17 protein-coding genes and 2 pseudogenes are annotated in these 20,415 nt (G+C 74.8%); 8 read left to right on the plus strand and 11 right to left on the minus strand.

The window, feature by feature from the left end:
* Positions 1–4 precede the first annotated feature (4 nt).
* Together ACIBBA_RS29485 and ACIBBA_RS29490 are read right to left on the minus strand one after the other, a co-directional pair.
* Positions 5–1,138, minus strand: a complete 1,134-nt coding sequence (locus ACIBBA_RS29485) for a DNA glycosylase AlkZ-like family protein (RefSeq protein WP_396701546.1) — start codon at positions 1,136–1,138, stop codon at positions 5–7.
* Between the two features lie 57 nt (positions 1,139–1,195).
* The gene (locus ACIBBA_RS29490; RefSeq protein WP_396701548.1) at positions 1,196–3,112 is read right to left on the minus strand and encodes a transketolase; all 1,917 of its coding nucleotides are present in this window, start codon (positions 3,110–3,112) and stop codon (positions 1,196–1,198) included.
* 119 nt (positions 3,113–3,231) lie between these two features.
* On the opposite strand from ACIBBA_RS29490, the gene ACIBBA_RS29495 reads away from it, so the two are divergent.
* Complete coding sequence (locus ACIBBA_RS29495; RefSeq protein WP_396701550.1) at positions 3,232–4,029, plus strand: alpha/beta fold hydrolase; 798 nt, start codon at positions 3,232–3,234, stop codon at positions 4,027–4,029.
* On the opposite strand, the gene ACIBBA_RS29500 is transcribed toward ACIBBA_RS29495, so the two are convergent.
* The 6 genes from ACIBBA_RS29500 to ACIBBA_RS29525 all read right to left on the minus strand — a co-directional run bounded on the left by ACIBBA_RS29500 (position 4,001) and on the right by ACIBBA_RS29525 (position 9,743).
* Positions 4,001–5,389, minus strand: a complete 1,389-nt coding sequence (locus ACIBBA_RS29500) for a TolB family protein (RefSeq protein ID WP_396701552.1) — start codon at positions 5,387–5,389, stop codon at positions 4,001–4,003. The genes ACIBBA_RS29495 and ACIBBA_RS29500 overlap by 29 nt on opposite strands.
* Positions 5,386–5,889 carry a SigE family RNA polymerase sigma factor gene (locus ACIBBA_RS29505; RefSeq protein ID WP_396701554.1) on the minus strand — a complete coding sequence of 168 codons (504 nt, stop codon included), beginning with the start codon at positions 5,887–5,889 and terminating at the stop codon, positions 5,386–5,388. The genes ACIBBA_RS29500 and ACIBBA_RS29505 overlap by 4 nt, the downstream gene beginning before the upstream one ends.
* Before the next feature lie 88 nt (positions 5,890–5,977).
* Complete coding sequence (locus ACIBBA_RS29510; protein WP_396701556.1) at positions 5,978–6,721, minus strand: SDR family oxidoreductase; 744 nt, start codon at positions 6,719–6,721, stop codon at positions 5,978–5,980.
* Positions 6,722–6,871: 150 nt separating this feature from the next.
* Positions 6,872–7,807 carry a phosphotransferase family protein gene (locus tag ACIBBA_RS29515; RefSeq protein WP_396701558.1) on the minus strand — a complete coding sequence of 312 codons (936 nt, stop codon included), beginning with the start codon at positions 7,805–7,807 and terminating at the stop codon, positions 6,872–6,874.
* Positions 7,808–7,895: 88 nt separating this feature from the next.
* The gene (locus ACIBBA_RS29520; RefSeq protein WP_396701560.1) at positions 7,896–8,519 is read right to left on the minus strand and encodes a Pr6Pr family membrane protein; all 624 of its coding nucleotides are present in this window, start codon (positions 8,517–8,519) and stop codon (positions 7,896–7,898) included.
* Between the two features lie 36 nt (positions 8,520–8,555).
* Entirely contained in the window at positions 8,556–9,743 is a 1,188-nt protein-coding gene (locus tag ACIBBA_RS29525) for a glycosyltransferase (RefSeq protein ID WP_396701561.1), read from the minus strand.
* Between the two features lie 141 nt (positions 9,744–9,884).
* On the opposite strand from ACIBBA_RS29525, the gene ACIBBA_RS29530 reads away from it, so the two are divergent.
* Both ACIBBA_RS29530 and ACIBBA_RS29535 read left to right on the plus strand, forming a co-directional pair.
* On the plus strand, positions 9,885–10,409 hold the full coding sequence (locus ACIBBA_RS29530; RefSeq protein WP_396701563.1) for a GNAT family N-acetyltransferase: 525 nt from the start codon (positions 9,885–9,887) through the stop codon (positions 10,407–10,409).
* Positions 10,410–10,477: 68 nt separating this feature from the next.
* On the plus strand, positions 10,478–11,620 hold the full coding sequence (locus tag ACIBBA_RS29535; RefSeq protein WP_350874161.1) for a polysaccharide pyruvyl transferase family protein: 1,143 nt from the start codon (positions 10,478–10,480) through the stop codon (positions 11,618–11,620).
* Between the two features lie 26 nt (positions 11,621–11,646).
* On the opposite strand, the gene ACIBBA_RS29540 is transcribed toward ACIBBA_RS29535, so the two are convergent.
* A complete protein-coding gene (locus ACIBBA_RS29540; protein WP_396701565.1) occupies positions 11,647–11,853 on the minus strand; it encodes a hypothetical protein in 207 nt (68 codons plus the stop codon).
* 83 nt (positions 11,854–11,936) lie between these two features.
* On the opposite strand from ACIBBA_RS29540, the gene ACIBBA_RS29545 reads away from it, so the two are divergent.
* Positions 11,937–12,458 (plus strand): DinB family protein, encoded by a 522-nt coding sequence (locus ACIBBA_RS29545; protein ID WP_396701567.1) that lies wholly within the window; start codon positions 11,937–11,939, stop codon positions 12,456–12,458.
* Positions 12,459–12,470: 12 nt separating this feature from the next.
* Here the strand turns inward: ACIBBA_RS29545 and ACIBBA_RS29550 are convergent, their stop codons facing one another.
* Positions 12,471–13,337 carry a carbohydrate kinase family protein gene (locus tag ACIBBA_RS29550; RefSeq protein ID WP_396701569.1) on the minus strand — a complete coding sequence of 289 codons (867 nt, stop codon included), beginning with the start codon at positions 13,335–13,337 and terminating at the stop codon, positions 12,471–12,473.
* A gap of 62 nt (positions 13,338–13,399) precedes the next feature.
* Between ACIBBA_RS29550 and ACIBBA_RS29555 the strand changes: the two are divergent.
* From ACIBBA_RS29555 to ACIBBA_RS29565, 3 genes and pseudogenes are all read left to right on the plus strand, one after another.
* A pseudogene (locus ACIBBA_RS29555) lies at positions 13,400–14,356 on the plus strand (ATP-dependent helicase); the annotation flags it as partial.
* Positions 14,357–14,506: 150 nt separating this feature from the next.
* Positions 14,507–16,660, plus strand: a pseudogene (locus ACIBBA_RS29560) (DEAD/DEAH box helicase); the annotation flags it as partial.
* Complete coding sequence (locus ACIBBA_RS29565; RefSeq protein ID WP_396701571.1) at positions 16,657–17,586, plus strand: SWIM zinc finger family protein; 930 nt, start codon at positions 16,657–16,659, stop codon at positions 17,584–17,586. The pseudogene ACIBBA_RS29560 and the gene ACIBBA_RS29565, both read left to right, overlap by 4 nt.
* A 24-nt stretch (positions 17,587–17,610) precedes the next feature.
* Here the strand turns inward: ACIBBA_RS29565 and ACIBBA_RS29570 are convergent, their stop codons facing one another.
* A complete protein-coding gene (locus tag ACIBBA_RS29570) occupies positions 17,611–17,868 on the minus strand; it encodes a DUF3040 domain-containing protein (RefSeq protein WP_350874167.1) in 258 nt (85 codons plus the stop codon).
* A gap of 459 nt (positions 17,869–18,327) precedes the next feature.
* Here ACIBBA_RS29570 and ACIBBA_RS29575 point away from each other — a divergent pair, with 459 nt between their 5' ends.
* The gene (locus ACIBBA_RS29575) at positions 18,328–20,412 is read left to right on the plus strand and encodes a DUF1800 domain-containing protein (protein ID WP_396701573.1); all 2,085 of its coding nucleotides are present in this window, start codon (positions 18,328–18,330) and stop codon (positions 20,410–20,412) included.
* The last annotated feature ends 3 nt before the right edge of the window (positions 20,413–20,415 follow it).

Consider the following 20,415-nt stretch of genomic DNA (forward strand, 5'->3'; position numbering starts at 1 on the left):
AACCCTAGCCAGGTTTCCCCGCCCGGTCAGGACCCCGCTGACCGGGCAGGAGGAGGTCGAGACCGAGCCAGTCGGCCAACTCCTTGATCTCGCCGTCGACCGCGGCGGCCGTGGCCTTGTCGAAGGCCACGTCCTGGTGGATCGCGTCGACCCGGAGCGCGCCGGCTCGGCGGTCGGCGGTGGCGTCGAGCTTTCCGACCAGCCGGTCGCCGGAGAGGATCGGCAGCGCGAAGTATCCCCACCGGCGCTTGCCGACGGGCTTGTACATCTCCAACTGGTAGTCGAAGCCGAACAGCTCGGCGGTGCGCCGGCGGTCGTGGATCAGCCGGTCGAAGGGCGACAGCAGCGCCGTCCGCCCCGAGAACGGTTGACCCAGGTGGGCCGGGTCGACCCGCCACCGGCCCGGGACGCCCTGCACCGCGGCGGGCTCACCGGCCTCGCCGACGTCCGCCGGCTCGCCCGGCGCCTCCGGGGCCCGGGCGCGGGCGATGCCCAGCGCGCGCAGCCGCCGTCGGTCGCGGACGCGCAGCGCCTCGTCGGCGGGGACCACCGGGTCGTCGGGGTAGACCCGGGTCGCCAGATCCCAGAGCCGGTCGCGGCCCCGCCGCCCGGCGATCGCGACCTCGCCCCGCGCCACCATGAGCTCCAGCAACTGGGTGACGTTGCGGTTGTTGGTCCACCCGGTGGACTTCCACGGCACCACGCAGGTGTCGGGCAGGTCGCGCGACGGCAGTGGCCCGCTGGCGGCGAGCCGGTCGAGGATGTCGCGGCGGCACGCGTCGTTGGCCGCCACCCAGTCGCGGCGGGCCCGCTGCCAGGGCCGCCCCACCTCCTCGTGCCATCCCGCCATCTCGGCGCGGTAGAGGGCCAGGTCTTCGCTGGGCCGGATCATCGCCCGAAGCTCGAGCAGCGCCCGGTCGTCGAGGGCGGCGCGCAACTGGGCCGGCGAGTAGGACGAACCGAGGCGGCTCCACGCCACCAGGTCGGCGTTCGGCGCGATGGCGGCGGTGGGATCGATCTGGAGCAGCGTCAACCGGCGTACGACGCCGAGCAGGTCCGTCGGCCGCGCGCTGTCCAGCAGCTGCGCCCGGATCGCGATGCGGCGCGCGTCGGCGCGGGTGAGCTCGTGGACGGCCACGCAACGAGGGTAGGTGACGGGACTGACGGAACGGCGTCCTCGCGTCCGTCGGGCAGGTCAGCCGCTCACCAGGTACCGCGCGGCGGAGGTGACGTGGTCGGCGTCGATGCCCGCCCAGGCGAGGAGTTCCTTGCTCGACCCCGATCCCGGCATGGCCCGTACTGCGAGGTGGACCAGTGCCGGGCGTACCCGGCCGTCGGCGACGAGACTGTCCTTCACCGCCGACCCGAGGCCGCCTTCCGGGTGGTGGTCCTCGACGACCACGATCCGGCCGGCGGTGGCGAGCGCGGCGTCCGTGATGGTCGCGTCGTCGATCGGTTTGATCGAGTAGCAGTCGATGACCCGGGCGCTGATCCCCTCGTCTCCCAGGGCGTCGGCGGCGGCGAGGCAGGCGTGCAGGGTGACCCCGGCGCCGATGAGGGTGACCGCGTCATCGTCGGACGAGCGCAGCACCTTGGACCCGCCGACCGGGAAGGTCTCCCCGTCGGGGTACAGCACCGGGTACTTGCCGCGGGTGGTGCGCAGGTAGCTGATGCCCGAGGTGGAGGCCATCGCCTCGGTGAGGGCGACGGTGCTGGTCGCGTCGCTCGGGTAGAGCACCGTCGAGCCGTGCACGGCCCGCATCATGGCGAGATCCTCGAGCCCCATCTGTGAGGGTCCGTCGGGGCCGATCTCGATGCCGGCGTGTGAGCCGACCAGGCACAGGTCGACGCCGGAGACGGCCCCCATCCGGATGAAGTCGTACGCCCGGGTCAGGAATGCGGCGAAGGTGGAGGCGAAGGGGCGGTAGCCGCGCACCGCCAGGCCGGTCGCGGCCGCGACCATCTGCTGCTCGGCGATGAACATCTCGAAGTACCGCTCGGGGTGGGCACGCGCGAACTCGAAGGCGTACGTCGAGTTGCTGACCTCGCCGTCCAGCGCGACGATGCGCGGGTCACGGGCGCCGAGCGCGGCCAGCGCGTCGCCGTACGCCTTGCGGGTCGGTACCGGCTCGCCCACGCCGTAGCTCGCCGGTGCCGTGCGCCGGGTCGGTTCGGTCGTGACGGGTCGGGCCGCCGGGTCGCTGGCGGGGCTGGCGCCGTTGATGCTGCCGGCGGCGGGGCGCGGGCCGCGCACGGTCAGGTTGCGTACGCCGCCGAGTTCACGGATCGCCCGGTCGGCCATCTCCGGCGGGAAGGGCTTGCCGTGCCAGTCGTTACTGTCCTCCACCTCGGCGAAGCCGCGGCCCTTGACGGTCCGGGCCAGGATCACCGTCGGCTGGTGCCCGGCCGGGTCCCCGGCCGCGGTGAGCGCGTCGTCGACGGCGGTCAGGTCGTGGCCGTCGACGACCAGCACGCGGGCGCCGAACGCCTCGGCCCGGCGGGCGTACACGTCGACGTCCCAGCCCAGGTCGGTGGGACCGCGCTGGCCGAGCCGGTTGATGTCGACCATGGTGACCAGGTTGGACAGCTGGTAGTAGGAGGCCTTGTCCAGCGCCTCCCAGATGGAACCCTCGGCGAACTCGCTGTCGCCGCAGAGCACCCAGACCCGGTAGGGCAGCTTGTCCAGGTACTTTCCGGCGAGCGCGATCCCGACGCCGTCCGGCAGCCCCTGACCGAGCGAGCCGGTGGCGACGTCGACCCAGGGCAGGGCGGGAGTGGGATGGCCCTGCAGGCGCTGCCCGAGGCGACGGTAGCCGTGCATCAGCTCGTCCTCGGAGATCACCCCGACGGCCTTGAAGAGCGAGTACAGCAGGGGGGAGGCGTGGCCCTTCGACAACACCAGGTGGTCGTTGGCCGGCGACCGCGGGTCGTCCCAGTCGTAGCGCAGGTGCCGGCTGGCGAGCACGGCGAAGAGGTCGGCCGCCGACATGCTGGACGTCGGATGCCCGGAGCCGGCACTGGTGCTGGAACGGACCGAGTCCACCCGTAGCTGGGCGGCCAGTTCGGCGGCGGTGTCGAGGCCGATGGTCGCGGTGGGGGCGGTGAGGGTCACGGTGCCTCCTGTGACTGCGCGTCCGGCAGGTGCTGTCGCCGCGGATACCCGCGACGCCCGCGATCAGGCGTGCCGGTCCGCAATCCGGTGTTGGATCAGAGCGGACGGGAGGTGCCGCAGTGAGCTACGCCGAGGTCAACGGGTTGCGGCTCTGGTACGAGTCGCACGGCGACGGACGCCCGCTGGTGCTGCTGCACGGTGGCTTCGGCGCGGCCGAGACCTTCGCCCCGATGCTGCCGGCCCTCAGCGAGCGGCACCGGGTGGTCGGCGTCGACCTCCAGGGCCACGGCCACACCGCCGACGCGGACCGGCCGCTGCGCTACGAGTCGATGGCTGACGACGTCGCCGCCCTGCTGCGCCACCTCGACCTGCCCGCGGCCGACCTGCTCGGCTACTCGCTCGGCGGCGGGGTGGCGCTGCGGGTGGCGATCCAGCACCCGGCGCTGATCCGCCGGCTGGTGGTGGTCTCCGCCCCCTGCCGGCGGGCCGGCTGGTATCCGGGGGTGCTGGCCGCGATGGCCGGGCACGACGAGCAGGCCGGCGAGCGGATGCGGGGAACCCCGCCGCACCAGCTCTACACGCGGATCGCCCCCCGCCCCGACGACTGGCCACGGCTCTGGGCCAAGTCGGGCGACCTGCTCCGCCGCGACTACGACTGGTCGGCCGAGGTGGCCGCGTTGGCCCTGCCCACCCTGCTGGTCTTCGCCGACGCCGACTCGATCCCGACCGCCCACGTGGCGGCGTTCTTCGGGCTGCTCGGTGGCGGTCACCGCGACGCGGGCTGGGACGGCACCGACCGACCGGCCGCCCGACTGGCCGTGCTGCCGGGGCTGACCCACTACGACATCGTCAACTCACCCGCCCTGCCGCCCGTGGTCCTGCCGTTCCTCAACCACCCTGTCGCGGCTCCGGCCTGAAGCGCCGCCGACGCTCCCGGCGCTCCGCCCGCCAACCGCGGCTCCAGTAGCCGGCCAACCCGATCACCAGCACGAAGATCAGACCCGTCCAGAGCCAGAACCGCAGCCCCACCCCGCCCGGTGGCTCCGCGTCCCGGACCCGGCCACTCCGGACGACCTCGTCGGCGACGTCGATGGCGAGCACCTGCTCGGGTGCGGTCGTCACGGTGTGCGGCTCGGCCGCTCCCGGCGTCAACGCCAGCAGGCGTACCGACCTGACGTGCCCGTACGCGACGCGCTGGTCCAGCTCCAGCGGCTGGTCGAACCGGGCGGGCGACGCCGGCTCCGGCTGGTACGCGACGACCAGCGCCGAGCCGTCCGGTCGCCAGCCGAGCAGCCGAATCGCGGTCACGTCGGAGACCGCCGGCAGCGACCCGCTGCCGCTGCCGCTGCCGGTCCGGGCATCGACCTGGCGCAGGCTCCACTCGGTGCTGCCGGGTTGGCGAGTGGCGAGCGTCAACCGGCCGTCCGGGGTCCATGCGCCCTTGCCGGCGAGCCAGCTCTCGGCCGGCAGGGCGAACGACGAGAGTTCCCGTCCGTCGAGGTCGGTGACGGCCACCGTGCGCCCGTACTGGTAGGCGAGGTGGTCGGCGGAGAAAGCGACGACCGAGCCGAAGCTCGCCTCCTGCGCGCCGCTGGCCAGTTGGCTCCACCGCTCGCCGTCGAGGGTGACGATGCTCAGCACCGAGCGGTAGGTCGCCCCGTCGAAGGCGACCGGCACGGTGTCCCGGACCACCAGGCGCGCACCGCCGGGCGACCAGCCGACCGGCGTGGTCAGCACGCTGTCGGCGACCCTGCTCGGCAGGCGTCGGGTACCCCCGGTGGACAGGTCGATCACGTCGACCCGGGGGCGTTCGGAATCGCCCGCCGGCCGGGCCACGTACCGGCCGTCGGGGGATAGCAGGACCTGGTCGCCGGCCGGCGCCTCGAATCCCATCGAGAAGATCCGGTAGCGGTCGGCGTCGGCGCCGACGACACCGACGATGCCGTCCTCGTTCCAGCCCTGCAGGCGGGGCGCCTGGCCGGTGAAGATGACCGACGCGGGCCCGAGCGCGGGTCGGTCGCTGGCGTGCCGGGTACCGAGCGGCGGCAGGCCGATCCGGTCGGGCAGCGCGGCCCGCGCGCCCGTCGCCGGGTCCACCGCGGGCGTACCCGCCAGCGGCAGCGCCACCCCGGCCAGCACGACCAGGACGAGTGCCGCGGCGGCGGCGGTGCGCCGGCGGCGGGAGCGGTGTGCGGTGGCCAGCGCCCGCTCGTACACCGGATAGCCCGGCACCCCGTCCGCGGTGACGCGCAACGCCTCGCGCAGCCGGGCGGTCATCGCGTGCTCCTCTCCGGGGTGCCGTCGACGAGATCGGGGGCGATGAGCCGCAGCCGGCGTACTGCGTCGTGACCGTGCCGTTTGACGGTGCCGACCGAGCAGCCGAGCACCTCGGCGACCTGCGCCTCGGTCAGGTCCTCGTAGTAGCGCAGCACGATGACGGCCCGTTGGCGCGGGGTGAGCTGGCGCAGCGCCGCGGTCAGCGTCAGCCGCAGCGCGGTCGTCTCGGTGTGGTCGGCGCCGGCCCGCTCGGTGGGCTCGGCCTCCAGCCGCTCGGCGACCCGGCGCCGCCGCCACCAGGAGACCTGCTGGTGGTACATCACCCTCCGGACGTACGCCTCCGGGTCGCCGCCGCGGATCCGCCGCCAGTGCCGGTAGGTGCGGGCCAGCGCGGCCTGCACCAGGTCCTCGGCGAGCTGGTGGTCGCCGGTGAGCAGGTAGGCGGTCCGGGACAGGGCCGGCGTTCGGTGCACCACGAACTCGTGGAACGTCTCGGTCATGCCCACCCCCTCACCGGGACAGACGCCACCCGCCGCGCGAATGGTTGAGGCCGGGCGCGACGGGTTTTCCGCCGCGCCCGGCTCTCCATCAACTGGTGAAGCCGCCGTCCACGTTGACCACCGCGCCGGTGACGTACCCGGCCTCGGGTGCGGCCAGGTGCGCGACGGTGGCCGCGATGTCGGCGGGGCGAGCGTAGCGGCCCAGGGCGGTGAAGCCGGCGATCGCGGCGGCGTTCGGGCCGTCGGCCGGGTTGGCGTCGGTGTCGGTCGGCCCGGGGTTGACCAGGTTGACCGTGATTCCGCGCGGCCCCAGCTCCCGGGCCAGGCCGCGGGTCAACCCGGTCAGCGCGGTCTTGCTCATCGAGTAGAGCGCGAGCCCGGGAAAGACCGCCCGCTCGCCGACGTTGCTGCCGATGCTGATGATCCGCCCGCCGTCGGCCAGGTGCCGTGCCGCGGCCTGCGCGGCCAGGTACGGCGCCCGCACGTTCACCGCGAGCGTCTGCTCCAGCTCGTCCACGCCCAGCTCGTCGATGCCGCCGACCAGGAACACCGCGGCGTTGTTCACCAGGATGTCCAGCCGGCCCAGCTCGGCCGCCGTCCGGTCCACCGCGTCCCGGACCGCCGCCGGGTCGGCGCTGTCCGCCGGCAGGGCGAGCGCACGCCGGCCCAGCGCCTCGATCCGCTTCACCACCACCGTGGCCTGGTCCGCGTTCTGCCGGTAGGTGAGCGCCACGTCGGCGCCGTCCTGTGCCAGCCGCAGCGCGATGCCCGCTCCGATGCCCCGGGCGCCACCGGTGACCAGGGCGACTTTTCCGTCGAGTTTCGTCGTCATGTGACGATCATGGAAGCGTGGGGGCGGTACGTCTGGCGATGATCGGACGTCTCGTTCGCCGGCCACCACCAGGTCCGATTCCCGCCTTCACCATGACCGGTCCAGCAGAGCGCCACGACCGCGCGGCCGGGGCGGCGGCCCCCGGAGGGGTCAGGAGAGGCGGGCGGCCAGCCAGGGCAGCAGAGCGTCGCCCTGGGCCTGCTGGAACGCGCGCACCGTGGGGATGTTGGCCGGCGCGGGCCGCCGGGCCCCGTCGGTGAAGAAGCCGGCCAGGCCCGCGTACGTGCCGGTCAGCACGTCCGGGTCGACGTCCGCGGTGAGCGGCAGCCGGCGCAGCAACGCCTCGGTGTCGTGCCCGCCGTGCAGCCGCACGTTGACCAGCAGCAGCGCGGTGTCCAGCCAGGCCGGCCCGCGGCAGGCCCACGGCCAGTCCACCACGGTGACCGCACCGGCCGCGTCCACGAGCAGGTTGTCCGACCGGACGTCGAGGTGGCAGAGCGTGTCACCGGACAGCGCGGCGAGGCCCCGGTCGGCGGCGGCGCGCAGCTCGTCCAGGTGCGCGCGGGCCCACGGGTCGAGGCTCGCGGGTGGGTCGGCGGCGATCCGGTGCCAGCCGGCGAAGTCGTGCGCCAGCCGCTCGGCGGCGGTCGGCACCTGCGGCACCGGGGCCGGGGTGAGCGCCACCGCCATCGCCTCCAGCGCGGCGAGCACGGCGGTCAACTCGTCGGCCCGCCACGGGGTGGCCGGGTGTCGACCGTCCACGTCGGTGAAGACCAGGGCCACCCAGTCGCCGTCGTCGTGGCAGCCGAGCAACCGGGGCGTGGGCGCGGACGCCGGCAGCGCGGTCGCCACCTGGGCCTCGGCGCGGTGCAGCCGGGGACTGTCCGGGTTGCGCGCCGGGTTGACCGCCTTGACGAACGCCCGCCGGCCGGTCGCGGTGCGGACCCGGTCCGCGGAGCCGGGAGAGTAGCCGCCGGGCTGGGAGACCGCCTCGACCACCCGGTCACCGAGGATCTCCTGCACCGCCGCCCGGACGTGCTCGGGCAGCTCGGCCCAGCCGAGCCGGGTCCTGATCGAAGCCGTCATCCGCCCACGGTGCGCGACGGGCGCGCCGCCGGGCAACGTGATTACCGGTGTCGACGGGCCGCCGCCCCGGACCTCGCCGGTGGCCGCTTCAGGCGGCGGGCGATCCGCCGGGCAGCGGGCCCGGTCGGTGGCGCGACAGCCGGACCGCGCCGAGGCCGAGCAGCAGCACCAGCACCGCGAAGACCAGCGCGTTGACCGCGATCGTCGGGTAGCCGAGCCGGGGCACGTCGAGGAAGGGATAGAGGTAGCGGTCCTCGGCCCGGCTGAACGCCGCGCCCCGGACCAGGATCAGGGCGAGCCAGACCAGCGGATATCCGAGCAGGCCGACCGCGTACGCGGTGGTCGGCGCCAGCCGGGGACGGCGGGCGAGCCAGTCGGCGGCGGCCAGCGGTGGCGCCACCGCGTGCAGCAGCAGGTTGCCGGCGTCGGAGACCGGCCCCCGGGCGTCGGCCGTCGCCACCATGGCGTAGCCGCTCCACGGGTTAGCCAGCACCAGGACGAAGACCAGGCCGGTGACGAGCAGATAGACGGTGAGCGCGGTGCGCAACCGGTCGCCGCCGCCGAGCAGCAGCACGGCGAGGTAGGCCAGGTCGACCTGGATCGTGAAGTAGCAGAGCAGCTCCACCGGCTCCTCGCGGGCGGCGACGAAGGCGAGGGCCAGCCCGACCGCGAGCACCACCACGATGCTTCCCCGCAGGATCCGGCCGGACACGCGCGGACGCTACCACCGGCGTATCGACAGGCGCGACTACGAGCCTGCGCCGGCGACCGCGGCGTAGATCGCCGTCAACTCGGCCAGGTAGCGCTGGCCGGTCCACGCGGCACAGCTGTCCCGCCCCTCGGTGATCACCCGCCGCCGCAGCTCGACCTCGGTGAGCAGCCGGGTGAGCAGCGCCCCGAAAGCCTCCGGCGTGCCGGCGGCGACCGGGCGGGTGGTGCCGGTGCCGGGGCGCGTGGCGAGCCCGGCGTCCACCATGGCCACCGGCAGCCCGTGGGCCTCGGCCTCGCCGAGCACCAGCCCCTGGGTGTCCGTGGTGGAGGTGAAGGCGAGCAGGTCAGCGGCGCGGTAGTGGGCGCCGACCCGCTCGCGTGGCACCGGCGGCAGCAGGTGCAGCGCGTCGGCGACACCGAGCCGGCGGGCGGCCCGGCGCACCGCCGGCCGGTGGCGCCGCACGCCGAGCAGCACCAGCCGGGCGTCCGGCAGTTCGCGCCGCACCCGGGCGAACGCGGCGAGCAGCAGTCGGGGACTCTTCTCCGGCGTGGCCCGGCCCACGGCGAGCAGCACCGGGGCGTCGGCGGGAAGGTCCAGTCGGGTCCGTAGCCGCCGCCGGTCGTCGGCGTCGTCGGCGGGCGCGGCGACCGGGGTGGGCAGCACCACGATCCGGGTCGGGCCGGCCATCGGCGCCATCGCGGCCGCGGTCTTCGCCGAGGGGGCGAGCAGCACGGCGGTGTGCGCCAGCAGGCACCGGCCGAGTTCGGCGAGCCGCGCCTGCCGGCCCGGCCCGGGACGGGCCAGCGCCCACAGGTCCCGGGCCTGCCAGCGCAGCCCCAGTCGCAGGCCGGCGTACCCGGCTCCGATCGGTATCTCCGGGTAGTACGCCGCGTACGCGACCAGGTCGGTGTGCCAGGTGAACACGACCGGCAGGCCCCGGGCGGCGGCGAACCGCAGCCCGGCCACGCCGACCGGGCCGGTGGTGTGCACGTGCACCACGTCCACCGGCGCGTCCGGCAGCCGGGGCAGCGCCAGCCGGTACGGCCGGGTGGGCACCGGCACCGAGGGCAGCTCGCCAGGGCGCCGCCGCCGGGACAGCGGGCCGGGGCAGTGCAGGGTGACCTCGTGCCCGGCGGCGCGCAGCAACGCGACCGTGGCGCCCACCGAGGTCGCCACCCCCTCGATGTTGGCGAGGTGGCTGTCGCTGACGTGCGCGATCCTCACCCCGCCATCATCGTCAGCCTTCGCGCTCCTGGACGCCCTCCGATCGGCTGCACCACGGCCCCGCGCCGGTTACCGGGTGGCGGGTTCCCGGTCGCTCTGCTGCACTACGCGCTGGACGGTTGAGGAGAGGGTGGTACGCCGATGGAGCTGACGCTGACCCCGATGACGGCCGGCGAGCTGGCGCGGCTGAGCGGCGCGCTGGAGCGCTCGTACGCCGAGGAGCTGTCCCGGCACCGGGCGATGAGCCCGGCCGACGCGCAGGCCCGCGCGGCGGCCCAGATCCGGGACCTGCTGCCGGACGGCGCGGCCACCCCGGGGGTGCTGCTGCGGGTGGCCCGGGTGGGTGACGTCGAGGTCGGTTGGATCTGGGTGACCCTGCCCGGCACGGCCGGGGCGTCCGACGCGCCGCCCGGCTCCGGACGGGCCTGGATCCCCAACATCGAGGTGCACGAGACGCACCGGGGACGTGGCCACGCCCGGCGGATGATCCAGCTCATCGAGGCCGAACTCGCCCAGCTCGACGTGGCCGAGCTGGGGCTGAACGTGTTCGGCTCGAACACCGTCGCCATCGGGCTCTACCAGAGCCTCGGCTTCCGGGTCACCGCCCAGCAGATGGCCAAGCCGGTCTCCGCCGGCCCGCCGGCCGGCCCCGTCGCCCCGCGCTGACCTGCGCCGAGGACTGTTCGCCGGTCCAGCGGGAACCCTGGCCCCGACGCACCCGGGAGGAGCGACGGATGACGCATGGGGCCGGACTGACCATCGGTGTGCTGGGCTCGTACGGCGGTCGCAACCTCGGTGACGAGGCGATCCTCACCGGCCTGCTGACCGACCTGCGCCAGCAGGAGCCCAACGCCCGGATCATCGTCTTCTCCCGCAACCCCGCGCACACCCGGGTCGCCCATCCGGACGTGGAGGCGGTGCCCTGGGAGGGCGTGAGCCGGACCGACTCGGCGTTGGTCCTGGCCCAGCTCGACCTGCTGATCCTGGGCGGCGGCGGCATCCTGTACGACCGGGAGGCCCGCCGCTACCTGCGGGTGGTCCGGGTCGCCCAGGAGCGGGGCCTGCCGCTGATCACCTATGCGGTGGGGGTGGGGCCGCTCAGCGACGGGGTGGACACCGGCATGGTCCGGGAGACGCTCGCCGGCGCCACCCAGGTGACCGTCCGGGACCAGGAGTCCCGGATGGTGCTGGAGGAGGCCGGGCTGATCAACCCGATCACGGTCACCGCCGACCCGGCGTTCCTGCTCGAACCGGAGGACTTCCCGGCCGAGCTGCTGCGCGAGGAGGGTGTGCCGGCCGGCCGGCGGCTGGTGGGGATGAGCGTGCGGGAGCCGGGGCGGGCCGCCGAGCGGCTCGACGTGGACGGCTACCACCGCCTGCTGGCCCAGATCGGCGACTTCCTGGTGCACCGGATCGACGCGTACGTGCTCTTCGTGCCGATGGAGCGCGACGACATCCGGCACTCGCACGGCGTGCTGTCGCACATGATCGCCGCCGAGCGCGGCCGCATCCTGCACGGCAAGTACTCGCCGCAGCAGGTGCTGGGCCTGATGCGCCACTTCGACCTGGCCGTCGGCATGCGGCTGCACTTCCTGATCTTCGCCGCGATGGTGGGTACGCCGTTCCTCCCGCTGCCGTACGCCGGGAAGGTCTTCGACCTGGCCCAGCGGCTCGGCGTGCCGGCGCTGCGCGGGGTCGAGCGGGAGGTGGAGGGCCCGCTGCTCGCCGAGGTCGACCGGCTCTGGGACGAGCGCGAGGCGCGCGCCGAGGCCACCGCCCGCCGGGTCGCCGAGGTGTGCGACCAGGCCCGCGGCACCTCCGAGGTGACCCGGGGGGTGCTGGAGAGCCTGCGTACCCGCCGGCTCACCCGCGCCTGAAACCGGCCCGGCTCACCCGGCCCGGCTCAGACCGCCGGGCCGCGCCAGCAGTAGCGCCAGTCCTGGGCCCCGTCGACGGTGGCTTCCAACTCGTAGATCTCCGCCTCGGCGAGCCCGCCCGGGCCGAGGTGGTGGTGGGTCAGCGGCGGGCGGCCGTTGCTGTCCAGCTCGACGGTGACGCTCTGACCGTCGGCCACACCACCCACCAGTGGGATCTCTACCGTTGAGGCCATGGGCCCATCCTGCCCTCCCCGGCGGGCCCGCGCAGTGGTTAGCGGGGCAGCGCCCGGCGGGGATGCGCGGGTAGCGTCCGGTCATGGCGGAGACGACGATCGACCCCACGCTCGGACCCGTGCTGGCGCGCACCGGCGACGAGCGGGCCGTGCTCGAATCCTTCCTCGACTTCCACCGGGGCGTGCTGCTGCGCAAGCTGCGCGGCCTCTCCGACGCCGACGCGGCCCGCCGGCTGGTGCCCTCGGCGACCACCGTCGCCGGCCTGGTCAAGCACCTCACGATGGTGGAGCGCAACTGGTTCCCCTGCCTGCTCGCCCCCGGCCCCGGCGACGTCTACCTGACCACCGAGGAGGAGGCGGTGGCCAGCTTCACGGTCACCGACGAGGACACCGTCGACTGGATCGCCGCCGGCTACGAGCAGGCGTGCGCCCGCTCCCGTGCGGTCGCCGCACGCTTCGACCTCGACCACGTGGTGCCGCACCCGCAGCTCGGCGAGGTCTCGGTGCGCTGGATCCTGGTGCACATGATCGAGGAGACCGCCCGGCACGTCGGCCACGCCGACATCCTGCGGGAGCTGACCGACGGGCAGACCGGCGCGATCTGAGCGCCGGCCAGCTCAGCCGGCGGGGAGCAGCCCGGGCGGATACTCCATCCCGTCGTGGGTGCAGGCTGCCGCGGCCACCCGGGCGGCGTACGCCGCGGCGTCGGTGAGCGCCGCGCCATCCAGCCGGGCGGCGATCAGGCCGGCCGCGAACGCGTCCCCGGCGCCGTTGGTGTCCACCACCGGCGCGGGCGGCACGGCCGCCGGCACCGGCGTCGGGGCGTCGCCGCCGAGGTGCAGCTCGGCGCCGTCGGCGCCCCGGGTCACCACGACGGTGCGCGGCGCCAGGCCGGCGGCGACCGCCGCGGCCCGCTCGCCGAGCCGGACCCCGCTGACGAAGACCAGGTCGGCCAACTCGGCGAACGGCCGGTGGTAGGGGTTCTCGCCGTCCCAGTCGTGCAGGTCGGTGCTGACGCCGACTCCGCGTGGGGCCTGCAGGTCGGGCAGCAGGCCGGTCGCCCAATCCATGATCGACAGGTGTACGTGCCGCGCGTCCCGGACCAGCGCGGCCAGCTCGGCGCCGGTCAGCGGCGGCGGGCCCTGCCAGGGGCGAGGGTCGTAGAGCGACATCCGCCGCCCGGCCGGGTCGACCAGGTTCACCGAGCGGCGGGTGCCGGCCGGGCCCGCCAGCAGCACCGGATGCACCCCGGTGCGGGCCAGCGCCGTCCGGACCACGTCACCGGCCGGATCCGCGCCGAGCACGTCGACCAGGGCCACGCGGAGCCCGAGCGCGTGTGCGGCGAGCGCCACCCCGGCGCCGGTGTTGCCGATCCGCAGCTCGACCGGGTCGACGGTGAGGGAGTCGGCGGCCGGCAGCGGCAGCGCGGGCACCCTGACCCGCACATCCACCCCGAGCCCGCCGACGACGAGGAGGTCGAACATGGCGCCGACGCTAGCCGGCCGGCGCCGCCTATCCTGGGCCCGGGCGTCGTAAGGGGGAGTGCGTGCTGGTCATCCACGGGTTGTGGCGACCCGGTCCGGCCGAGGCCGAGCTCGCCGTCTGGGCCGAGGAGAGCACGCTGCCGGCGCAGGCGCCGCGCCGCCCCGGCCGGGCCCCGCGGGAGCGCCCGCACCCGTTCGCCGCCGACCACCCCACCCTGGCCGCCGCGCTCGCCGAGGCCGCCGAGCCGACCGCGCTCGGCACCGCGCTGCTCACGCTGCCGACCCGGGCCGGCTCACCGGCCGACTCGCCGGAGCTGGTCCGGACCGCCGTGGCCACCCCGGCCCGCGGGCGGGTCACCCTCGCCGGGTGGCGGGTTCCGGTGCTGCGGTACGCCCCGGACGCCGCCCTGTCGCTGCTGCGCGCGCTGGTCGAGCTGCCGGCCGTGCCCGGGGCGACCCTGCGGCACCTCGCCGAACTGGCCGAGTTCGCGGCCGACCTGGTGACCCGAGGCCGGATCCTTCCCGGTCTCGCCGACGCTCTCCCGGCGAGCACCGCCGGGTCAGCCGCCCGGCCGGCCGCGCCCGCCGACTCCGACTTCGACGCCGACGGTGCGGTCGGGTGGACCTCCCCGTCGGACGCCGGCGTGCCGGCGCGGGCGGTGTGGCGGCCGCTGCTCACCGGCACGGACGCCGCCTGGGCGCGGTCCCTGGCGCTCGCCGTGCCACCGGCCGCCCGTGCCGCCGAGCCGGCGATCGCCGTCGGCCAACTGGTCGCCGACGCGTTGGACGCGCTGACCGACGCCGCCGCCCGGGCCACCCTCGCGCAGACCTCGCTGGCCCGTGGGGTACGGCCCGGCGGCGCGGTGCCCGCCTGGCTGGCCGCCCTCGCCGGACCACACCGGGACTTCACCGCCGACCCGGCCGCGCTGGCCACCCTCCGCGCGGAGCTGGAGGCCTGGCAGCGGGACGCGGCCGGTGGCGCGGTAAGGGCCAGCTTCCGGTTGGTCGAGCCCGCCGCCGAGATCACCGAACCGGTGGTGGTGACCGTCGGCGGCGGCCCGGCCGGCACCGGCGGGGCCGCCGCGAGCGGTGCCCCGCGCGCCTCGGCCGGCCCGGACTCCGGCGCCGGCCGCCCCGATCACCCGGAGGCGGACGCGGCACTCGCCGGCTGGCGGCTGGAGTTCGGGCTCCAGGCGGCCGACGAACCGAGCCTGCACGTCGACGCCGGGCGGGTGTGGCGGGAGCCGGCGGCGGTGGCCGCGCTGGCCGGCCCCGCGACCAGCGCGCAGGAGACGCTCCTCGCCGAGCTGGGTCGGGCCAGTCGGCTCTGGCCGGACCTCGACCCGGCGCTGCGCACCGCCGCCCCCGAGGTGCTGGAGCTGGATGTCGAGGGCGCGCACCGGTTCCTCCGCGAGGGAGCGCCCGTGCTGCACGCCGCCGGCTTCGGCGTGCTGCTGCCGTCCTGGTGGCAGCGCCCGTCGTCCCGGCTCGGCGCGCGGTTGCGGGCGCGCAGCAGGACCGCCCCCGGCACCGTCGCCGCAGCGGGTCCCGGGGTGGGCCTGGACGCGCTGGTCGACTACCGCTGGGAGGTGGCACTCGGCGACCAGCCGCTCTCCGCCGACGAGCTGGCCGCGCTGGCCGAGTTGAAGACCCCGCTGGTGCGGCTGCGCGGGCGCTGGGTCGAGCTGGACCCGAAGCGGCTCGCCGCCGGGCTGCGGCTGCTCCGTTCGGCCGGCGAGCTGACCGTCGCCGACCTGCTCCGGCTCGGGCTCACCGACGGCGACGACGGCGCGGCGCTGCCGGTGCTGGAGGTGACCGCCGACGGGACGCTCGGTGACCTGCTCGCTGGCGCGGTGGAGCGGCGACTCACCCCGCTCGATCCGCCCTCGACGTTCCGCGGCACGCTGCGCCCGTACCAGCGGCGGGGGTTGGCCTGGCTGGCTTTCCTCCAGTCGCTCGGGCTCGGTGGGGTGCTCGCCGACGACATGGGCCTGGGCAAGACGGTGCAGCTGCTCGCGCTGCTCGCCGGGGACCCGCCGGAGGCTGGGCCGACCCTGCTGGTCTGCCCGATGTCGCTGGTCGGCAACTGGCAGCGGGAGGCGGCCCGGTTCACGCCGGAGCTGCGCGTACACGTGCACCACGGCGCCGAACGGGCGCGGGGCGCGGAGTTCACCGCGGCCGTGCACGGCGCGGACCTGGTCCTCACCACCTACTCGGTGGCGGCCCGCGACGCGGTCGCGCTGGCCGGCGTGGACTGGCACCGGGTGGTGGTGGACGAGGCGCAGGCGATCAAGAACGCCTCGACCCGGCAGGCCGAGGCGGTACGGGCCCTGCCGGCCCGGCAGCGGGTGGCGGTCACCGGCACGCCGGTGGAGAACCGGCTCGCCGACCTCTGGTCGATCATGCAGTTCGCGAATCCCGGCCTGCTCGGCCCGGCGGCGACCTTTAGGAAGCGGTTTGCCGAGCCGATCGAGCGGCATGGTGACGCCGAGGTCGCCGAGCGGCTGCGCCGGATCACCGGCCCGTTCGTGCTGCGCCGGCTCAAGACCGACTCGTCGATCATCACCGACCTGCCGGAGAAGCTGGAGATGGAGGTGGTCTGCAACCTCACCGCGGAGCAGGCCTCGCTCTATCGGGCCGTCGTCGACGACATGCTGGCGAAGATCGAGTCCAGCGACGGCATCGAGCGGCGCGGGCTGGTGCTGGCCACCATGACCCGGCTCAAGCAGGTCTGCAACCATCCCGCCCAGCTGCTGCGCGACGGCTCCGCGCTGGACGGTCGCTCCGGCAAGCTGGCCCGGCTGGAGGAGATCCTGGACGAGGTGCTGGCCGCGGGGGAGAAGGCGCTGCTCTTCACCCAGTACGCGGAGTTCGGCGGGATGCTGCGCGGGCACCTCTCCGCCCGGTTCGGCCGGGAGGTGCTGTTCCTGCACGGCGGCGTCGGCAAGGCCGACCGGGACGCCATGGTGACCCGGTTCCAGTCCCCGGACGGCCCGGCGATCTTCGTCCTCTCGCTGAAGGCCGGCGGCACCGGGCTCACCCTCACCGCGGCCAACCACGTGGTGCACGTCGACCGGTGGTGGAACCCCGCCGTCGAGGACCAGGCCACCGACCGGGCCTTCCGGATCGGGCAGCGCCGGCGGGTGCAGGTCCGCAAGTTCGTCTGCGCCGGCACGGTGGAGGAGAAGGTGGCCGCGCTGATCGCCGACAAGCGCAACCTCGCGTCCCGGGTGGTGGGCAGCGGCGAACAGTGGATCACCGAGCTCTCCACCGGGCAGCTGCGCGAGCTCTTCGCGCTGGAGTCCGGGGCGGTGGTCGAGTGAGTGAGCGAGCGGTCCGTCCCGACGGCGGAGGCGGGACGCCCACCGGCCGGTTCGCCGACTTCGGCCGGCCCCGCCGGGTGGACGGTGGGCTCAAGGCGCGCAGCACCCGGGGCGCGATCGGCCGGTCCTGGTGGTCGCGGCGCTTCCTGGAGGTGCTGGAGTCCTTCGCGCTCGGCACCCGGCTCACCCGCGGCCGGTCGTACGCGCGCGCCGGCCAGGTGGTCAGCCTCGACATCGCCCCCGGTGCGGTGACCGCGGTCGTGCAGGGTTCCCGACCGCGACCGTACACTGTCCACATCGGACTTTCCGCGTTCCCGCCCGAGTTCTGGGACCGGATCGAGGCCGAGCTGGCCGGTCAGGCCTTCTTCAGCGCCCGGCTGCTCGCCGGTGACCTGCCGGCGGAGCTGGAGGAGCTGTTCGCCGCGGCGGGCGCACCGCTCTTTCCGGCCGGGGTCGACGAGTTGGCCCAGCGGTGCGACTGCCCGGACTTCGCCGTGCCGTGCAAACACCTGGCGGCCACCTTCTACCTGCTCGCCGAGGCGTTCGACGCCGACCCGTTCGAGCTGCTGCACTGGCGCGGGCGGGGTCGGGCCGAGCTGCTCGGCCGGCTGCGCGCCCTGCGGGCAGCGGCCACCGGCGCCCCGGCACCGTCCGAGCAGGACGATGTGCCCGCGCCGGTCGTCGCCGAGCCCGTCGAGGGCGCGCCGGTGGGCGCCGCCCGGGCGCTTGCCGGCCTGCCGTCGACGCCACTGGCCGACGCGGCGGACCGGTTCTGGCTGCCACCGGTGCCGCTGCCGGACCGGCCGCCCAGCCTGGCCACCGGACCGGATCTGCTGTTGCGGCAGCTCGGCCCGCCGGCTCCCGCCATCGGCGGGCCCGGGCTGGTGGAGCGGCTACGCCGGGCGTATCAGGCGTTCGGCCGGTGAAGCCGCGCCGACCAGCCCGGGCGGTCATAGCCAGCGACGGCGGAAGCGCCACATGAGCACCGCGTTGGCCACCAGCACCACGGCGCAGATCGCGCCGGCCAGCCGCCCTGCCAGCACGGTCATCGCCGGCAGCGAGGCCCACAGCACGATGGTCAGCAGCAGCAGGTAGCGGCCGCGGCGACCCTTGGCCCGGTTGTCCAACCGGGCGAAGAACGCCGGGTCGCTCTCCCGGAGCTGGCGGGTGATCTGTTCGAACCTGCGCTGATCCTCTTTGCTGAGCATGGCGGTGCCCCCTCACGCGTTCAGCGGTCCGGCGGCATACCCGCTGCGACGGCGGCTCACGCCGCCCTCCGCTGGTCCTTTTCCCCGCCCGGCCTGCGCCACGTGCCCGCCACGGGCTGCTCTGAGCGTCTCAGTCCTGGCTTATCCGATCCTTAAGTTTCGCTGTGGTGGTGAACGGTGCAGGAAGCGTCCAGCCCGGCGAAAGTGTCACATCGGCGCCGTCGCGGTACACGTACCCCCTGCTGGGGGCGTTCGTGCCCGGGTGGTCGTCCGGCACCTACCCGGACCCTGTGCTGAGGGCTGTCTTAAGTGCCCTCACGAGGGCATTCCGCTCGCCTTGTCGGGGCCAGACCCCTTGGTTACCTTCCCGTAGCAACCCCCTCAGGCATCAGTCGCCGCCGCTGCCATCCCTGCCCGATCGCAGTCGTGCCGGCGCTCAGCAGAAATCGGGATTGGTACATGGCCGACCAGAATGTGCCACCACGTCGACCGCGGGACGACCGCGGCTGGGACGCACAGCAGCACCCCTCCTCCGACGGGTACCAGGACCTGACCGCCTCCGCTCCGTACGGGTACGACACGCCGCACCCGCACCAGGGCGGCTACCCGGCGCAGGCCGACCCGCGCACCTCGTACCACTTCGCAGGCCAGCCGGACCCGGCGCCGCGCGGACCACAGTGGGTGGGCCCCGAGGGTCTCGGCCGGCCGGCCCCGGCCCGCACCGCCGGCGCCGGACTGCCCAACCTGGACGACGGGGACGGGCCCGGCCGTGGCGTCGGCCGTCGGAAGGCCCTCGTCGCGCTCGGCGGCACCGCCGCGGTGGTCGCCGGCGGCGCCGCCCTGGCGATGACCCCGCAGGTGCGTGGCCTCTTCGGCGGCGACGCCGCGGCCGGTGACGCCACCGGCACCACGGTCACCGACGGCACCGCCGCCCGCCCGAGCGGGCAGCAGCCGAGCACGGTGCGGACCTACACCGAGCAGAACGAGAGCTACATGGGCTCGCGGGCCGGCGAGGCGCTGAAGAAGAACGCGCCGGCCGGTGGCCGTACCTTCTCCGGGCCGGCCGCCGCGGCCGCCGAGACCAAGGTGACCGTGAAGACGGTGCTCGCCAAGGACCCGGTGCTGCACCTGGCCCGCCGGGCCACCTTCGGCCCCACGCCCCAGCTGCTCGCCGACATCAAGCGGCAGGGCATCGACGCCTGGATCCGGGCACAGTTCGAGCCGGAGAAGATCGAGCCGAGCCGGGCCGAGCTGAAGCTCGCCGACCTGCCCACCCAGAAGCTCTCCGTGCAGCAGTTGCGCGACCAGCGGGACCAGCTCAACGAGCGGGGCGCGCAGCCGGAGCGGGAGATGGTGGACGCCACGGTCGCCCGGCAGATCTGGTCCAAGCGCCAGCTCTTCGAGGTGATGGTCGACTTCTGGAACGACTTCCTGCACGTGGCCGCGGAGTTCGACGGCGGCGAGGTCTACCGCAGTTCGTTCGACCGGGACGTCATCCGGGCCCACGCGCTGGGCAGCTACCCCGAGATGCTGGTCGCGGCGAACAAGCACCCGGCGCTGCTGCTCTACCTGAACCAGAACGACTCCCGCGCCGACGCGGTCAACGAGAACCTGGCCCGGGAGAACCTGGAGCTCTACTCGGTCGGCGTCGACGGCGGCTACACCGAGAAGGACGTCCGGCAGGCGGCCCTGCTGCAGACCGGCCGCGGCGTCGAGGACGGGAAGTACATCTTCCGGGCCGACCGGCACTACGTCGGCAAGGTGAAGATCCTCGGGTTCACCCACGCCAACAACTCGAAGGACCCCAAGAAGGCCGACGCGGCGATCGACGCCTACATCGCCTACATCGCGCTGCACCCGTCGACCGCCAAGTACGTGGCGCAGAGCCTGGCCACCCGGTTCGTCTCGGACACCCCGCCGAAGTCCCTTGTGGACCGGCTGGCCAAGACGTACACGGCGAACAAGGGCATGATCAAGCCGGTGCTGATGACGCTCTTCAGCTCCTCGGAGTTCTGGGCCGCCGTGGGGCAGAAGGTCCGCCGGCCGATGGAGTACCTGGTCGCCACGTACCGCGCCCTCGGCGTCTCGCCGGAGGCGTCGCCGAAGCACGACAACGGCGACAACAAGCGCACCCCGTTCGCCCGGGGCCTGCGGCAGGTCTCCGACAAGATGCGGGAGCTGGGGCAGTTCCCGATGGGCCAGCCCACCCCGGACGGCTACCCGGACGTCTACGTCGCGTGGACCTCGGCCGGCACGATGGTCAACGGGTGGAACGAGGCCGGCGAGCTCGTCGCCGGCTACCGCACCCAGTTCACGTACGTGAAGCCGGAGAAGCTGGTCGCGAAGCCGCCGGCCACCGCCGGGGCGTACGTGGACGCGCTCGCCCTGCGTCTGGTCGGCCAGAAGCTCACCGCCCGGGAGAAGAACCTGATCCTCGGCGTGGCCGACGTGTCGGCGACCGCCAAGGTCGACGCCACGTTCAACGGGGCCATCACCGCCGTCGCGCGGGCGATCCTCGCGTCCCCTCAGCACCACCTCCGGTGAGGC

The sequence above is a fragment of the Micromonospora sp. NPDC051006 genome (genome assembly GCF_044456245.1).
GTDB lineage: Bacteria > Actinomycetota > Actinomycetes > Mycobacteriales > Micromonosporaceae > Micromonospora.

What these genes read in the sequence shown, in the direction of transcription:
- ACIBBA_RS29535 (WP_350874161.1), top strand. Translation starts at nt 10,478, where the DNA reads ATGACGCATGGGGCCGGACTGACCATCGGTGTGCTGGGCTCGTACGGC.
- ACIBBA_RS29545 (WP_396701567.1), top strand. Translation starts at nt 11,937, where the DNA reads ATGGCGGAGACGACGATCGACCCCACGCTCGGACCCGTGCTGGCGCGC.
- ACIBBA_RS29505 (WP_396701554.1), bottom strand. Translation starts at nt 5,889, where the DNA reads ATGACCGAGACGTTCCACGAGTTCGTGGTGCACCGAACGCCGGCCCTG.
- ACIBBA_RS29575 (WP_396701573.1), top strand. Translation starts at nt 18,328, where the DNA reads ATGGCCGACCAGAATGTGCCACCACGTCGACCGCGGGACGACCGCGGC.
- ACIBBA_RS29540 (WP_396701565.1), bottom strand. Translation starts at nt 11,853, where the DNA reads ATGGCCTCAACGGTAGAGATCCCACTGGTGGGTGGTGTGGCCGACGGT.
- ACIBBA_RS29570 (WP_350874167.1), bottom strand. Translation starts at nt 17,868, where the DNA reads ATGCTCAGCAAAGAGGATCAGCGCAGGTTCGAACAGATCACCCGCCAG.
- ACIBBA_RS29530 (WP_396701563.1), top strand. Translation starts at nt 9,885, where the DNA reads ATGGAGCTGACGCTGACCCCGATGACGGCCGGCGAGCTGGCGCGGCTG.
- ACIBBA_RS29515 (WP_396701558.1), bottom strand. Translation starts at nt 7,807, where the DNA reads ATGACGGCTTCGATCAGGACCCGGCTCGGCTGGGCCGAGCTGCCCGAG.
- ACIBBA_RS29510 (WP_396701556.1), bottom strand. Translation starts at nt 6,721, where the DNA reads ATGACGACGAAACTCGACGGAAAAGTCGCCCTGGTCACCGGTGGCGCC.
- ACIBBA_RS29550 (WP_396701569.1), bottom strand. Translation starts at nt 13,337, where the DNA reads ATGTTCGACCTCCTCGTCGTCGGCGGGCTCGGGGTGGATGTGCGGGTC.
- ACIBBA_RS29500 (WP_396701552.1), bottom strand. Translation starts at nt 5,389, where the DNA reads ATGACCGCCCGGCTGCGCGAGGCGTTGCGCGTCACCGCGGACGGGGTG.